This window comes from Leucobacter iarius (assembly GCF_039530105.1).
In the GTDB taxonomy this organism is placed as follows: domain Bacteria; phylum Actinomycetota; class Actinomycetes; order Actinomycetales; family Microbacteriaceae; genus Leucobacter; species Leucobacter iarius.
This window is the reverse complement of sequence record NZ_BAAAOB010000005.1, coordinates 1-13,259: the sequence shown is the minus strand read 5'-3', so window position 1 is coordinate 13,259 and position 13,259 is coordinate 1. Positions and strand designations below refer to the sequence as shown.

The 13,259-nt window shown below is 70.5% G+C and carries 14 protein-coding genes; 7 read left to right on the top strand and 7 right to left on the bottom strand.

The window, feature by feature from the left end; translation table 11 throughout:
• Positions 1–77: 77 nt before the first annotated feature.
• Positions 78–1,148, bottom strand: a complete 1,071-nt coding sequence (locus ABD169_RS14340) for an ABC transporter permease (RefSeq protein WP_344033316.1) — start codon at positions 1,146–1,148, stop codon at positions 78–80.
• 203 nt (positions 1,149–1,351) lie between these two features.
• On the opposite strand from ABD169_RS14340, the gene ABD169_RS14335 reads away from it, so the two are divergent.
• The 3 genes from ABD169_RS14335 to argF are packed head-to-tail and all read left to right on the top strand — an operon-like array spanning position 1,352 to position 3,530.
• On the top strand, positions 1,352–1,909 hold the full coding sequence (locus ABD169_RS14335) for a TetR/AcrR family transcriptional regulator (protein WP_344033314.1): 558 nt from the start codon (positions 1,352–1,354) through the stop codon (positions 1,907–1,909).
• A 9-nt stretch (positions 1,910–1,918) separates the two neighbouring features.
• Complete coding sequence (locus tag ABD169_RS14330; protein WP_344033312.1) at positions 1,919–2,563, top strand: maltokinase N-terminal cap-like domain-containing protein; 645 nt, start codon at positions 1,919–1,921, stop codon at positions 2,561–2,563.
• A gap of 43 nt (positions 2,564–2,606) precedes the next feature.
• Positions 2,607–3,530 (top strand): ornithine carbamoyltransferase, encoded by a 924-nt coding sequence (argF, locus tag ABD169_RS14325; RefSeq protein WP_344033310.1) that lies wholly within the window; start codon positions 2,607–2,609, stop codon positions 3,528–3,530.
• A 43-nt stretch (positions 3,531–3,573) separates the two neighbouring features.
• On the opposite strand, the gene ABD169_RS14320 is transcribed toward argF, so the two are convergent.
• Genes ABD169_RS14320 through ABD169_RS14305 form a run of 4 tightly spaced genes read right to left on the bottom strand, consistent with a single transcriptional unit; the run spans position 3,574 to position 6,166 of the window.
• Entirely contained in the window at positions 3,574–4,332 is a 759-nt protein-coding gene (locus tag ABD169_RS14320; protein WP_344033308.1) for a hypothetical protein, read from the bottom strand.
• Between the two features lie 27 nt (positions 4,333–4,359).
• On the bottom strand, positions 4,360–5,490 hold the full coding sequence (locus tag ABD169_RS14315) for a hypothetical protein (RefSeq protein WP_344033306.1): 1,131 nt from the start codon (positions 5,488–5,490) through the stop codon (positions 4,360–4,362).
• Positions 5,487–5,783, bottom strand: coding sequence for a hypothetical protein (locus ABD169_RS14310; protein ID WP_344033304.1), 297 nt, complete (start codon positions 5,781–5,783; stop codon positions 5,487–5,489). The genes ABD169_RS14315 and ABD169_RS14310 overlap by 4 nt, the downstream gene beginning before the upstream one ends.
• Entirely contained in the window at positions 5,780–6,166 is a 387-nt protein-coding gene (locus tag ABD169_RS14305) for an SAV_915 family protein (RefSeq protein WP_344033302.1), read from the bottom strand. Before ABD169_RS14305 ends, ABD169_RS14310 begins: the two co-directional genes overlap by 4 nt.
• 76 nt (positions 6,167–6,242) lie before the next feature.
• Between ABD169_RS14305 and argH the strand changes: the two genes are divergently transcribed.
• Positions 6,243–7,685 carry an argininosuccinate lyase gene (gene argH, locus ABD169_RS14300; protein ID WP_344033300.1) on the top strand — a complete coding sequence of 481 codons (1,443 nt, stop codon included), beginning with the start codon at positions 6,243–6,245 and terminating at the stop codon, positions 7,683–7,685.
• 71 nt (positions 7,686–7,756) lie between these two features.
• Here argH and ABD169_RS14295 read toward each other — a convergent pair whose 3' ends face one another.
• On the bottom strand, positions 7,757–9,091 hold the full coding sequence (locus ABD169_RS14295; RefSeq protein WP_344033298.1) for an FtsX-like permease family protein: 1,335 nt from the start codon (positions 9,089–9,091) through the stop codon (positions 7,757–7,759).
• Positions 9,088–9,792, bottom strand: coding sequence for an ABC transporter ATP-binding protein (locus ABD169_RS14290; RefSeq protein WP_046455690.1), 705 nt, complete (start codon positions 9,790–9,792; stop codon positions 9,088–9,090). Before ABD169_RS14290 ends, ABD169_RS14295 begins: the two co-directional genes overlap by 4 nt.
• A gap of 175 nt (positions 9,793–9,967) precedes the next feature.
• Here ABD169_RS14290 and ABD169_RS14285 point away from each other — a divergent pair, with 175 nt between their 5' ends.
• Genes ABD169_RS14285 through ABD169_RS14275 form a run of 3 tightly spaced genes read left to right on the top strand, consistent with a single transcriptional unit; the run spans position 9,968 to position 12,952 of the window.
• Entirely contained in the window at positions 9,968–10,774 is an 807-nt protein-coding gene (locus ABD169_RS14285; protein ID WP_344033295.1) for a nucleotidyltransferase domain-containing protein, read from the top strand.
• Between the two features lie 31 nt (positions 10,775–10,805).
• Positions 10,806–12,128: a tyrosine--tRNA ligase gene (gene tyrS, locus ABD169_RS14280; protein WP_425560976.1), complete on the top strand. Its 1,323-nt coding sequence runs from the start codon at positions 10,806–10,808 to the stop codon at positions 12,126–12,128.
• A gap of 17 nt (positions 12,129–12,145) precedes the next feature.
• Positions 12,146–12,952 carry a nitrilase-related carbon-nitrogen hydrolase gene (locus tag ABD169_RS14275; protein ID WP_344033292.1) on the top strand — a complete coding sequence of 269 codons (807 nt, stop codon included), beginning with the start codon at positions 12,146–12,148 and terminating at the stop codon, positions 12,950–12,952.
• The last annotated feature ends 307 nt before the right edge of the window (positions 12,953–13,259 follow it).

Below are 13,259 nucleotides of genomic sequence, written 5' to 3'. Positions count from 1 at the left end.
GGCCTGGAACGGAACGGGGCCCCGACGACCGAATGGTCGTCGGGGCCCCGTTCTTCGTTCTCCGGGCAGCGCGCCGCTCAGACGGCCCGGGCTCGAGCCCGGGCCCGGCGCTTGCGGATCGCGCTCGCTCCGACGAGCAGGATCCCGAGCGCGGCCCAGCAGCCCAGCACCAGCACGGGCATGCCGGTTCCGTGCCCGTCGAAGAACGCGGTGGACCGGAGCAGCGTGCCGGATGCGCCGATGGGGAGCAGCTGGCCGATGAACCCCCAGGGGTCGGGGAGCCACTGCCAGCCGCTCGCCATGCCCGCCAGCGGGTTGGCGATGAACATCATGGTGATGCCGCCGATACCGAGTCCGGCGTACCCGAAGAGGGATTCCATGCCGAGCACGAAGAGCGAGATCGCGGAGACGCCGAGGCCGAGCGCGAGCGAGGTGAGCACGTAGTCGCCGTCGATCGATCCGAAGCCGAACTGGAGGATCGCGGTCACCGCGAAGCCGACGGCGATCGATGCGAGCACCGAACCGATGAGGCGGTGCACGGGTCGGTGGCGGAGCAGGGTCGAGAGCAGCACGGCCGAGATCATGCCGCCGAAGGCGAGCGGGAGGCCGAGTGCCGCGAGGCCCGACCCGTTGGGGTCCTCGGCGGTCAGCGGGGCGATGTCGTCGATCGAGACCTTCAGGCCCTGCGCTTCGAGGGCGGTGCCGATCCCGCGCATGAGTGGGCCGTAGGGGGCGCCGGCGCCACCGGCGACCGTGATGGTGGCGGTGCCCGCGCCGGTGATGCTGATGCCGCCGACCGCGTCGCGGTCGTGCACGGCGTCGGCGACGGAGTCGAGGGTTTCGCGCTCGGTGAACTCGAAGGCGCCGGGCTGCTTCTGGTCGAGCGCGGCGCGCAGGGGCTCGGTCGCGGCGGCGGGGCCGCTGATCGCGATGGGGAGGCCGTGCGGTCCGGAGTTGATGGCGGGGGCGAGGAACGCGAGCACCATCGCGGAGACCGCGAGCGTGAGCCCGACGATGACGCCGAAGACCTTGAGCCACGGCTTGGACGCCGGGGACGCGGTAGTGCCGCGATCTGCGGCACCGGAGGCACCGGTCGCGCCGGGTGCGGATCCATCCGCGGTCGATGGGGCGGTGGTGGATTCGGGCATCGGGATCTCCAGTCGAACAAAAGTGGAGCATTTTGCTCCGCTTCGATAAAGTGGAGCATAACGCTCCGCTTCGACCCTGGCAAGTTGGCGTTCCGCGCCCGGTTCCGGGAGCATGGGAGCACCGCGCGATCGGGACCCGACGGTCGGATGGACAGCGCGGACGATGACGAACCGGGCGGAGCCCGGATCCGAGGAGGAGCCAAATGCGAGCCGATGCCGAGGCGAATCGCCGCGACCTGCTCGATGCCGCCTGGCGGCTCTTCGCCGAGCACGGCGCCGGGATCTCGCTGCGTACCGTGGCGACCGAGGCCGGTGTCGGAATCGGGACGCTGTACCGGAACTTCCCGGCTCGCGAGGACCTGGTGCGCGGGGTGATCGGAGAGGTCGAGCGCCGAGTCGGCGCGCTCTCGGACGCCTGTCTCGGCGCCTGGGGCGATGACCCCGCTGCCGCTTGGACCGCCTTCGTACGCGACATCGCCGCCCTCGAGTTCGGGGCTCTGGCGTTCCAGCTGGCTCCGTACGCGGAGCGCGCCGGCCTCGTCGTCGACGCGATGGCGATGCGCGATCGGATCCTCGCCGGCCTCGTGGACGTGCTGGATCGAGCCGTTCGAGCCGGGCTGCTGCGTGAAGGGGTCGAGCCGCCCCGGTTCTTCGCCGGACTCGCCATGATCTCCCGGCCGCTTCCGGTGCACGCCGACGAGCTGCTGCCCGGTCAACGGGAGTGGATCGTCGAGGTGTACCTGCGCGGGCTCGCGCCGTAGGATCGCCCCATGGCACTCATGCACGAGACGACCCTGGTCCCCTCGAAGTACGAACTGCTGGCGGCATGGCTGCCCACGCAGCCCTGGTTCCACGGCGATGCGACGAAGCTCGAGCGGGTGGGCGCGTACCGGCTCGACGATCCGGCTGGCGAGGTCGGGCTCGAGGGGCACCTCTTCACCGCGGGCGACGACACCGTCTACCACGTGCCGCTCAGCTATCGCGGGGCTCCGCTCGAAGAGGCGGTCGAGGGCGGAGACGCCTTCCTCGTCGGCGTGATGCAGCACGGCGTGCTCGGCAAGCGGTGGGCGAGCGACGCCATGGGGGACCCGGTGTTCCGCTCGGTGATCGCAGAGGCGATGGTCCACGGCGGGCACGAGGCCGCGGAGTTCGCGCAGGATGCCGCGGGCAACGTCGTCGAACGCGCGGTGCACACCCGCATCCAGGGCAGCGGCTCGTCGCGGGACGCGGTCCCGGACCTCGCCGACGCGAGCGTCGTCGACCTGGGGGAGTCGAGCCGCGCCGAGAACGGCACCGCGATGCTCGTGCTGCACCGGATCGCCGCTCCCGGTCGCGAACCGGGCGACGCCTACGCGCTGCGGGTGAGCTGGCCGGGGCAGAGCGATCCGGTGGTGCTCGCGACCCTGCTGCCCTAGCCCGGAGGATCGCGGGGCCCCGCCGCGCGACTAGGCTGGTCGCGTGACCCGACATTTCCTGCGCGATGACGACCTGAGCCCGGCCGAGCAGCGGGAGGTCCTCGACCTCGCCGCACGACTGAAGCAGGACCGATTCGCGGAGCGGCCGCTCGAAGGCCCGCGCACGGCTGCGGTGATCTTCGACAAGACCTCGACGCGCACCCGCTTCAGCTTCGCGACGGGCATCGCCGATCTCGGCGGTTCCGCCCTGATCGTGAACCCGGGGGAGGCGCAGCTCGGCGTGAAGGAGACGATCTCCGACACCGCCAAGGTGATCTCGCGCATGGTCGACCTGATCGTGTGGCGCACCTTCGAGCACGCGGGCCTTGAAGAGATGGCCGAGCACTCGCGGGTGCCCGTCATCAACGCGCTCTCCGACGACTTCCACCCCTGCCAGATCCTCGCGGACCTGCAGACGATCCGCGAGCAGAAGGGCGAGCTCGCCGGCCTCACGGCGACCTACGTCGGCGATGCCGCGAACAACATGGGGCACTCCTACCTGCTCGGCTTCGTGACGGCGGGCATGCACATCCGCGTCGCCGGCCCCGCTGGGTACCACCCCCGCGCCGACATCATCGCCGAGGCCGAGGCGATCGCCGCGCGCACGGGCGGCAGCGTGACCGTGCTCACCGACCCGGCCGCCGCGGTCGCCGGGGCCGACGCCGTGATCACCGACACCTGGGTGTCGATGGGCCAGGAGAGCGAGAAGGCCGAGCGCATCGAGACCTTCGGCGCGTACCGGGTGACCCCCGAGCTGATGGCGCAGGCGAAGCCCGACGCCATCTTCCTGCACTGCCTGCCTGCCTACCGCGAGTACGAGGTCGCTCCCGAGGTGATCGACGGTGCGCAGAGCGTGGTGTGGGACGAGGCTGAGAACCGTTTGCACGCGCAGAAGGCGCTGATGACCTGGTTGCTCGCGCAGGCCTGACCGCGGTCGCGACCGTTCCCGCCGCAGCGCCGCTGCGGGACGGTCAGAGTCGCCGGAGCTTGGCCCGCTCGGCGAAGACGGCGATGGCGCGTTCGGGGGAGTTCAGCAGCTCGCGCTGCGATTCGTTCTCGAGGTAGAAGGAGATGAGCGCGGTGACGACCACCGGATCCGCGGCGAAAGCCAACGGGTAGACCTTCAGCACCGTGCCGGTTCGGGTGTGCAGCCGCAGCAGACGGTTGCTGCCCTGCCCCGGCTCCTCGGCCTCGGCAAGCTCATCCCAGTCGAGGGCGGCCGTGGTGAAGGTGCGTCGCCAGCGCAGCCCGCTCGGCGAGATCTCGAGACCGGCGGGGCGGCGGGTGTGCAGCACCGCCGAGAGCGTACCGAGGACGCCGACGCCGAGATACAGCACCGTGCCGACGAAGCGGAGCCCGCGGCCGTTCGGCTCGGACCACGCGAGCACGTTGGCGATGCCCGCGATGCCGAGGAGCAGCGGTGCGAGTACCAGGAGGAGCTGTGCCGCGAGGGTCGGGCGGAACGTGAGCGGACCGGGCCCGGCGAACCGGAGCGAACCGGGTCGCTGCGCACGCATGCCGATCGCGAGGTACAGGCCGCTGGCGGCGAAGGCGAGCGCGGAGAACCCGAAGAAGAGCCGCATGGAGAACGGGGCGACCGTGAATGCGGACACGAGGAAGAGGCCGACGAGCGCGACGAGTGCGACGACTCGGACCACCCGTTTCGCGGGCTGCGGTACGGGTGCGTTGCTGGTCCCCGTCGAATCGAACCGGAGCGATGTGGTCGTCATTGGCGAATGCCCCTTCTCGTCCGATGGCTACTTGAAGACATACCCGAAGTCGCCCGCGTCGATGGCCTCGCGCACGTCGAGCGGAACCCAGGACTCCCAGGCTTCCTTCGAGAAGTAGGCGGCGCCCGCGGCGATCATCGCCGCGGCCACGATGACCACTCCGCCCGGGATGGCGCTTCCGCCGAGCGCCCATGCCGCCGTGGCGCCCGCGGCACTGCCTCCGAGGAGCCCAGCGCCCTCGGTGGAGATCGAACCGCCGTTGGCCACCTCGACCAGCGAACTGCCGACGTCGATGGCGATGCCGATTCCGGGCAGAATGCGGGTGCCGACCTTCAGACCCTTGATCTTCTCTCCGAGGTCGTCGATGTGCGACTGGATCTCCGCCGGAGTGGTGCCCTTGGAGAGGGCCTTCACACTCGGATCGCCGGACCGCAGGCGATCGTAGTATTCGTCGAAGTCGGTCTGGAAGGTCTTCGCCGATTCTTCGAACTGCGCCAGCCGCTCCTCCCACGGACGGTTCGACAGGTCGAGCAGGGAGCTGAAGACCACTTCGTTGCCGGTGGCGAGAACGTCCGTGACCTGCTTGAGCTCGTCGAAGTCGCTCGCCCGGCCGATCAGGGGGAGCATGTGCTCGACCACCCAGTCGGCGAGATCGCCCCACCACTGTCCGACGTCTTTCGCGATCTGCTTGTAGCATTTCACAGCTTCTTCGAACCAGCCGTTCGGACGCGGCGCGATGCACTCGCCGTTCGGCCCGTACTCGATGGGCGGAGGAGATCCGGCGGGCCCGATGTACTGCTTGGGAGGCATGGGCAGCGACACCACCTTGCCCGCGACGAGCAGATACTTCGCGCGTGCGTCGTCGAGATAGTCGGCGAACTTGTCCCGGCCTCGTTCGAGCCGTCTCGCGTATGCGCGGAAGACCTCGGCGGCATCGCGCGAGTAGTTGTCTACGGGGTCGATGCCTCCCGCGATCTTGCCCGTAGTCTGCCGAAAAGCACTGCCCGACTGGCCGAGCCACCACATCTGCGATTCGCCCTGTGTGCTGTCCAGAGCGTTGCGTGCGTCGTCGAGCGGGCCGGCGAGCCCGGGATCGAGCCAGTCCGCGAGAGCCTGCAGCGCGGCGCTGTCGCCGGGAATGGTGAGGTCGACGCTCATTTGCCGAACTCCGCTTGCGAGAAGTTGTCGAGGGTCTGCAGGACCGACTCCTCGGTCGCTGCCAGGTCGTCGACGGCTTCGTTCGCGATCGCGGTCACCGCCTGAGTCGCGATGGACGCGGCGTGCGCGGATTCCATCGCGATCCTGAGAATCAGAGTGATCTTGTCGGTCGCGCTCCCGAAATCCGCGGTCCCGGAGAAGCTGTTGAGCTGCGCGATGATCTTGGCCGCCTGCTTGTCCGGCTTCTTCAGCAGCGATCGCATCTCGTCCCGACTGAGCCGGATCTCCGTCATCGCAGCCGCCCTTCGTGCACCAGGTGAGCCGAGATCACCGGATCGAAACTCACCAGGTCGAACGGCTGGCTCGACATCACCGTGGCGAGCGCTTCGATCTGCAGCACTGCCCACGGCTGCTCACTGCCGCATTGGTCGAGCAGTCGGTCGAGCGCCGTGTACGCGAGAAGCGCGCGTCTGCCATCCGGGAGGGGACGGACCTCGAAGCTCTCCGGGCCTCCGGCCGACACCCGGATCGGCAGGTACAGCATCGGCGGAATGACCGTCGATTTGCTGTTCGTGGGCTCCTCGGACGCCTGCGTTTCCGCGGACGCCTGCTGCGCGTGCGCCCTGAGGCTGCCCATGACCCGCTCGTAGTCGTCGAGCCCGCCGTTCGCGTTCATGCGTACGACTCTAACCGGGAGGTCCGAGTATCAGGGGCGGATCCGGGAGGGCCGCGCCCGGGATATGCTGGCACTCATGGCTGAACGCACTGGAAACACGGGCCCCGAGAGCAACCGCGCCGCCGAAGCCGGAGCCCTCTGGGGCGGACGCTTCGCCAGCGGCCCCGCCCCCGCGCTCACCGCGCTGTCGAAGTCGACCCACTTCGATTGGGCGCTCGCGCAGTACGACATCCGCGGATCCCGCGCGCACGCCACGGCGCTCGCCGCCGCGGGCTACCTCGACGACGACGAGCTGAAGCGCATGCGCGACGCGCTCGACGAGCTGTCGAGCCGGGTCGCCGAGGGAGCGTTCCTCCCCGGCGACGAAGACGAGGACGTGCACTCCGCGCTCGAGCGCGGCCTGATCGACATCGCGGGCGTGCAGCTCGGGGGCAAGCTCCGAGCGGGCCGCAGCCGCAACGACCAGATCGCGACGCTCGTGCGCCTCTACCTGCTCGACCACGCCGACGCGATCCGCAGCCTGCTGCTCGACCTCGTGGGCGCGATCCTCGACCAGGCGCTCGCGCACGCCGACGCGATCCTGCCGGGCCGCACCCACCTGCAGCACGCGCAGCCGGTGCTCCTCGCCCACCAGCTGGCCGCGCACGCGTGGCCGATCGTGCGCGACCTGGAGCGCCTGCGCGACTGGGGCCACCGCGCCAGCGCCTCGCCCTACGGCGGCGGCGCGCTCGCCGGATCCTCCCTCGGACTCGACCCGCGCCTCGTCGCGGCGGAGCTCGGCCTCGGCGATCCGCTCGAGAACTCGATCGACGGCACCGCAGCGCGCGACGTGGTCGCGGAGTTCGCGTTCATCTGCGCGCAGATCGGCATCGACCTCTCGCGCTTCTCGGAGGAGATCATCCTCTGGAACACCAAGGAGTTCGGCTTCGTCCGCCTGCACGACGGCTACTCGACGGGATCGTCGATCATGCCGCAGAAGAAGAACCCGGACATCGCCGAGCTCGCGCGCGGCAAGTCGGGCCGCCTGATCGGCAACCTGACCGGCCTGCTCGCGACGCTCAAGGGCCTGCCACTCGCGTACAACCGCGACCTGCAGGAGGACAAGGAGCCGGTATTCGACTCGGTCGCGCAGCTCGAGCTGCTGCTGCCGGCGTTCACGGGCATGGTCGCGACCATGAGCTTCGACACCGAGCGCATGGCCGAGCTCGCCCCGCAGGGCTTCTCGCTCGCCACCGACGTGGCCGAGTGGCTCGTCAAGCAGGGCGTGATCTTCCGCGACGCGCACGAGATCTCGGGCGAGCTCGTCCGCTTCTGCGAGGAGCGCGGGCTCGAACTGCACGAGCCGAGCGACGAGCAGCTGAGCCAGGTCTCCCCGCACCTCGCCCCGGGCGTGCGCGACGTGCTCACGATCGAGGGATCCGTCAACTCGCGCACCGGTGCCGGCGGCACCGCTCGGGTGCGGGTCGACGAGCAGCTGGCGCGTCTCGCCGAGCGGATCGGCGAGTTCCGCAGCGTCTGACGTACGCGAACGCAGCGAGGGGGTGCCGGTCGACCGGCACCCCCTCGCTGCGTTTCCGAAAGCCGTGCGGATCAGCTCCGCACGGAGGCCCGCAGCAGCGGTCGCGTCGCGAGCAGCGCGGCGGCGATGACGAGGATCCCGACCGCGACGGTCGACAGCGTCACGGCGAGCGAGAGCGGTGCGACGATCACCGCGATCCCCACCAGCGGGAACAGCAGCACCGCCGCGAGGATCGCGGATCCCACCGACGCGAGCAGCAGCGGCAGCATGGTCGCCTTGCGGCGGGCGGCGTCCTGCACCGCGATCGGGGTGCCCATGATGTCGAGCGAACGGGCGACGTCGCGTCGGTCGAGGATCTGGGCGGCCTGATTCACCCCGACCGAGCAGGCGACCATGAGGAACGTCCCGATGACCGTGATGGCGATGCCGGTGCGGATGTCTCCGATGAGGAAGCGCTCGGGGCCCACGAGATCTCCGGCCTCCGCGTCGGCCATGCTCATGAGCGCGATCCCGGATCCGGCGAACACCGCCATGAAGCTCGACATGGCGACGCCGGACACCTGGCGCCAGGCCGCGCGGGGCGATTCGAGCACGAGCCGTGCCGCGATCAGGTCCGCCGGGCGCTGCGCGCGGCGGACCTTGCCCTTGCCGAAGAGGGACAGCACCCAGGCGCCGATGAGGTCGAGCGCGAGCAGGGCGATGCCGAAGCAGATGCCGAGCCCTGCGATGAGGGCCATGACTCCGCCGGCCTGGCCGAGGCCGCCGATGTTGCTGACGACGAACGACGCGATCAGGATCGCCGCGACGGCGACGAGCGCCTGCACCCACGGCACCTTGGGCGCCGACTGCTTGAGCGCGACACCGAGGGGCGAGATGATGACGCGGCGCAGGCTCGAGATCGCGCTGACGGTCGCGACGAGCACGACGCCGAGCACGAGCAGGCCGGAGGCCCAGAGTGGGAGCGCGACGCCCGCCGCACCGAGCGGCTCGCCGCGGAACGGGATCAGCCCGATCAGCGGAGACAGCGCGTAGGCGAGCCCGGTGCCGAGCAGCGATCCGATCAGAGCGATGCCGGCGGCCTCGGCGACCGCGAGACCCGCGGTGCCGCGGCCGGTCGCGCCGAGCAGCCGCAGGATCGCGAGGCGCTCGTCGCGACGGCGGGCCGAGAGCCGCGCCGCGGCGGCGCCGAGCGACAGCAGCGGCACGATCAGCAGCACGAGCGCGATGACGGTGAACGCCCAGTACATGGGCGCGAGTTCGTCGGAGTAGCCCCAGAAGGTCTGCGCGCCGCCGAGCACGATGGCGAGCAGCGCGGTCACGCTGAGGAACGCGACGGCCGGCAGGACGAGGGCGCTCGCGCCCTGGCGGCTCGGCCGGGACAGCAGGGGGAGTACCCGGAGGATCACTGGGACACCCCCGCGGCGGCTGGCTGGGTGGGCTGATCCGCGACGATGCGACCGTCGCGCACGGTCACGACCCGCTGGCAGCGGGCCGCGACCGAGGGATCGTGGGTCACGACCACGAGCGTCTGACCGCGTCCGACGGTCGACCCGAGCAGCGCGTTCATGACCTCGTCGGAGGTGACGGAGTCGAGGGCGCCGGTCGGCTCGTCGGCGAAGACGATGCGCGCGCCGGTGACCTGCGCCCGAGCGATGGCGACGCGCTGCGCCTGGCCGCCCGAGAGCTCGCCGATGCGGCGATCCTCGAGGCCCGCGAGGCCGAGCGCCGCGAGCCACTGGGCGGCCGGACCGATCGCCTGACGACGCGGGGTTCCGTTCAGCATCAGCGCGAGGGCGACGTTCTCGACCGCGGTGAGCTCGGGCACGAGCAGGCCCTGCTGGAACACGAAGCCGAAGTGCTCGCGGCGCAGGCGGCTGCGGTCTGCGTCGGAGAGGCCGCTGATCTCGGAGCCCGCGTAGTGGACGGTGCCGGTGTCGGGGGTGCGGATCCCGGCGAGCGCGTGCAGCAGGGTCGTCTTGCCCGACCCCGATGCGCCCATGATCGCGGTCGCGGTGCCCTCGGCGAAGGCGATGGAGACGCCGTCGAGCGCCCGGGTCGGTCCGTACTGCTGCGTGAGGCCGACGGCCTGCAGGATCGTGTTCGTCATGAGATCCAGCCTCCTCCGCCGTGAGCGCGCGCGGATCGGCCCGCGGTGCCGACCGCGTGGCACCGGGGTCTGAACCCGGGGAACCGGGTGGACCCGCGGTCCCGGCCGGACCGCTCCGAAGACCCACGAGGATCGCCCCCTCCGCCCTCGACTCCCGCTCGGATAGGGTCGTGCCATGCGCGCAGTCCCGCCCAGCCTCGACCCGACCGTCGTCTCGGGGATCGACGCGCGCTTGGCGCTCGTCGCGAGCGACCACGGGGTGCGCATCCCCTGGGCGGTCGAGAGCGGCAGCCGGGCCTGGGGCTTTCCGTCGCCCGACAGCGACTACGACTGCCGGTTCCTCTATGTCCGGCCCTCGGACGACTACCTGTCGCTGTGGCCCGTCCGCGACGTGATCGAGACCCCGCTCGACCGCGTGTTCGACGTCAACGGCTGGGATCTCGCGAAGGCCGTCAAGCTGATCGCGCGGGGCAACGCGGCGGCGCTCGAGTGGCTGCGGTCGCCCATCGTCTACTCCGGCGATCCGGCGTTCCGTGACCGCCTGCTCGGGCTCGCCGAGGAGATCGTGGCGCGCGAGCTGATCGAGCGTCACTATCTGCACGTCGGGCGGCAGCATCTGGCGTCCGGAACCTCGCTGAAGCGTTTCTTCTATGCACTGCGTCCTGCGGCGGCGCTGCGCTGGCTCGCCGATCACCCGGAGCCGGCCCTGCCGCCGATGGATCTGCCGACCCTGATCGCCGATTCCTCGGTCGGCGCCGACATCGCCGACGCGGCGGCGGAGCTGATCGCGGCGAAGGCGGTCACCCGCGAGCTCGGGGACGGTGCGCGGCCCGCGGCCCTGCTCCGCTTCGCCGAGGAGGAGTTCGCGCGTGCCGAGCAGAGGGACGCGGCCTTCGTCGATCCCGAGAACGGTCCGCGGTGGTCCGCGGCCCGCGACCGCGCCGACGAGTGGTTCCGCGACGAGCTTCGCGCCGCGAGCTGACGCGACCGCCGAACCCGGTACGATGGCGAGCGTGACTGCAGTAGACGAGCGCGCCGAGATCCTGGCGGCCCAGCGCAACGACCACAGCTTCGAGACCCTCTGGGACGAGCTGGAGTGGCGCGGGCTGATCCACGTCTCGACCGATGCCGGGGCCCTGTCCGAACTCTTCGAGGGCGCCCCGTTCACGTATTACTGCGGCTTCGATCCGACGGCGCCCAGCCTGCACCTCGGCAACCTGGTGCAGCTGCTGCTGCTGCGCCGCATCCAGCTCAAGGGGCACAAGCCCCTCGGGCTGGTCGGCGGATCGACCGGTCTCATCGGAGATCCCCGCCCCACCGCCGAGCGCACGCTGAACAGCCGCGACACGGTGGCGGAGTGGGTCACCCGGCTCCAGGGGCAGGTATCGCGGTTCCTCTCGAGCGAGGGCGAGAACGCGGTGCGCCTCGTCAACAACCTCGACTGGACGGCCCCGCTGTCGGCGATCGACTTCCTGCGCGAGATCGGCAAGCACTTCCGTGTCGGCACCATGCTGAAGAAGGACGCCGTCTCGGCCCGTCTGAACTCGGACGAGGGCATCAGCTACACCGAGTTCAGCTACCAGATCCTGCAGGGCTTCGACTTCCTCGAGCTCTTCCGCCAGTACGACTGCAAGCTGCAGTCCGGCGGCAGCGATCAGTGGGGCAACCTGACGAGCGGCACCGACCTGATCCGCAAGGTCGAGGGGCAGTCGGCGCACGCGATCGGCACCCCGCTGATCACGAACTCGGACGGCACCAAGTTCGGCAAGAGCGAGGGCAACGCGATCTGGCTCGATGCCGAGATGTGCTCGCCCTACACCTTCTACCAGTTCTGGCTCAACCAGGCCGACGCCGACGTGATCGACCGGCTCAAGGTCTTCACGTTCCTGTCGCGCGCCGAGATCGAGGACTACGCGCGCCAGGTCGAGGAGGAGCCGTTCCGCCGCGCTGCGCAGAAGCGACTCGCCCTCGAGGTGACGACGCTCGTGCACGGTTCGGCCGCGACGCAGGGCGCGATCGACGCATCCGAGGCGCTGTTCGGCCGGGGCGATCTGGCGACGCTCGATCTGCAGACGCTGACCGGCGCGCTCGGGGAGCTCAAGACGGCGGAGGCCGTTGCGGGCACTGCGATCGTGCAGCTCATGGTCGATGCCGGGCTCGTGGCCAGCCTGGGTGAGGCCCGTCGCGCGATCGCGCAGGGCGGGGTCTACGTCAACAACGTGCAGCTCGTCGCGGACGACACTGTGCTCGCTGAATCCGATCTGCTGCACGGGCGTTTCGCCGTGCTGCGCCGCGGCAAGAAGACGCTCGCCGGCGTCCGGGTCGCGCAGGACTGACTCTCCGGAGCGGGAGCATGCGGATCGCACTGATGCAGGCGGAGGCGGCTCCGCTCGATCCCGAGAGGAACCTCTCGGCGATCGATGCGGCGGCTGCCGCCGCGCTCGATGCCGGTGCCGAACTGCTGCTCGCGCCGGAACTCTTCGTCACCGGATACGTGCCGCGCTCGCTCGCATCCTGGTTGACCCCCGAACGCGTGGCCGAGTTCCCCGCGGAGCTGTCCCGGATCGCCGCCGCGCGCGGGATCGCCGTAGCCGCGGGGTTCCCCGCGGCGCGGATGGACGGCGGTTTCGCGATCGCCGCAGGCCTCTGGGACCGCGGGGGAGCGGAGGTGCTCCGGTACGAGAAGGTGCACCTGTGGGGAGCCGAGGAGCGCCTCGCCTTCACCGCGTCCGATGCGGAGCCGCGCATCGCCGACTGGAACGGCCGTCGGGTCGCGTTCCAGATCTGCTACGACATCGAGTTCCCGGAACCGGCGCGGGCGCTGGCCGCTCGCGGGGCGGATCTGCTGCTGGTCCCGACCGCCATCGACGGCGAGTCCGACTACGTCGCCGAGGTGCTGGTGCGGGCCCGCGCCGCCGAGAACCGCCTCGTGGTGGCGTACGCCGATCACGCGCGCTCGGCGGATGCTCCGCTCGACGAGCCGACCGCCGGTTTCGCCGGGCTCAGCACGGTGGCCGGCCCGGAGGGGGCCGTGCTGGGGATGGCCGGGCGCGGCAGCGAACTGCTGATCGTCGAGATCCCGGATCGCGCCGAGGCACGGCCGGGAGCCGCCGATTACCTGGCGGATCGGCGCCCTGAGATCTATCGCCGCTGGTCCTGAGATACGGCTTCTCTCGCCCCGGGAAACCGGAATCCGCGGGAAATCAACGGGACACGCCCGAGATCGTGCTCCGTGTTGCGGGTGGGGTGGGGTGCGCGTAATGTATTCCCTTGTCAGCGCGACAGTGTGAGACGCGGAAGCGGCTCGGGCGGTTAGCGCGGATGGATCCCTCTGGATCATCGAAACCCCGACTTGTTGTGTCGGCAGGCGCGGTGCTAGAGTGAGGATCCGCTTCTTACCACTACCGGGTGGTTCTGGTTCCTTCGGGGGCTGGGGTTCTGCAGGGCTGTTGTCGTGTGGGTTCTGG

Coding starts and splice junctions, on each gene's coding strand:
- ABD169_RS14340 (WP_344033316.1), bottom strand. CDS start 1,148: ATGCCCGAATCCACCACCGCCCCATCGACCGCGGATGGATCCGCACCC.
- ABD169_RS14335 (WP_344033314.1), top strand. CDS start 1,352: ATGCGAGCCGATGCCGAGGCGAATCGCCGCGACCTGCTCGATGCCGCC.
- ABD169_RS14330 (WP_344033312.1), top strand. CDS start 1,919: ATGGCACTCATGCACGAGACGACCCTGGTCCCCTCGAAGTACGAACTG.
- ABD169_RS14320 (WP_344033308.1), bottom strand. CDS start 4,332: ATGACGACCACATCGCTCCGGTTCGATTCGACGGGGACCAGCAACGCA.
- ABD169_RS14315 (WP_344033306.1), bottom strand. CDS start 5,490: ATGAGCGTCGACCTCACCATTCCCGGCGACAGCGCCGCGCTGCAGGCT.
- ABD169_RS14310 (WP_344033304.1), bottom strand. CDS start 5,783: ATGACGGAGATCCGGCTCAGTCGGGACGAGATGCGATCGCTGCTGAAG.
- ABD169_RS14305 (WP_344033302.1), bottom strand. CDS start 6,166: ATGAACGCGAACGGCGGGCTCGACGACTACGAGCGGGTCATGGGCAGC.
- argH (WP_344033300.1), top strand. CDS start 6,243: ATGGCTGAACGCACTGGAAACACGGGCCCCGAGAGCAACCGCGCCGCC.
- ABD169_RS14290 (WP_046455690.1), bottom strand. CDS start 9,792: ATGACGAACACGATCCTGCAGGCCGTCGGCCTCACGCAGCAGTACGGA.
- ABD169_RS14285 (WP_344033295.1), top strand. CDS start 9,968: ATGCGCGCAGTCCCGCCCAGCCTCGACCCGACCGTCGTCTCGGGGATC.
- ABD169_RS14275 (WP_344033292.1), top strand. CDS start 12,146: ATGCGGATCGCACTGATGCAGGCGGAGGCGGCTCCGCTCGATCCCGAG.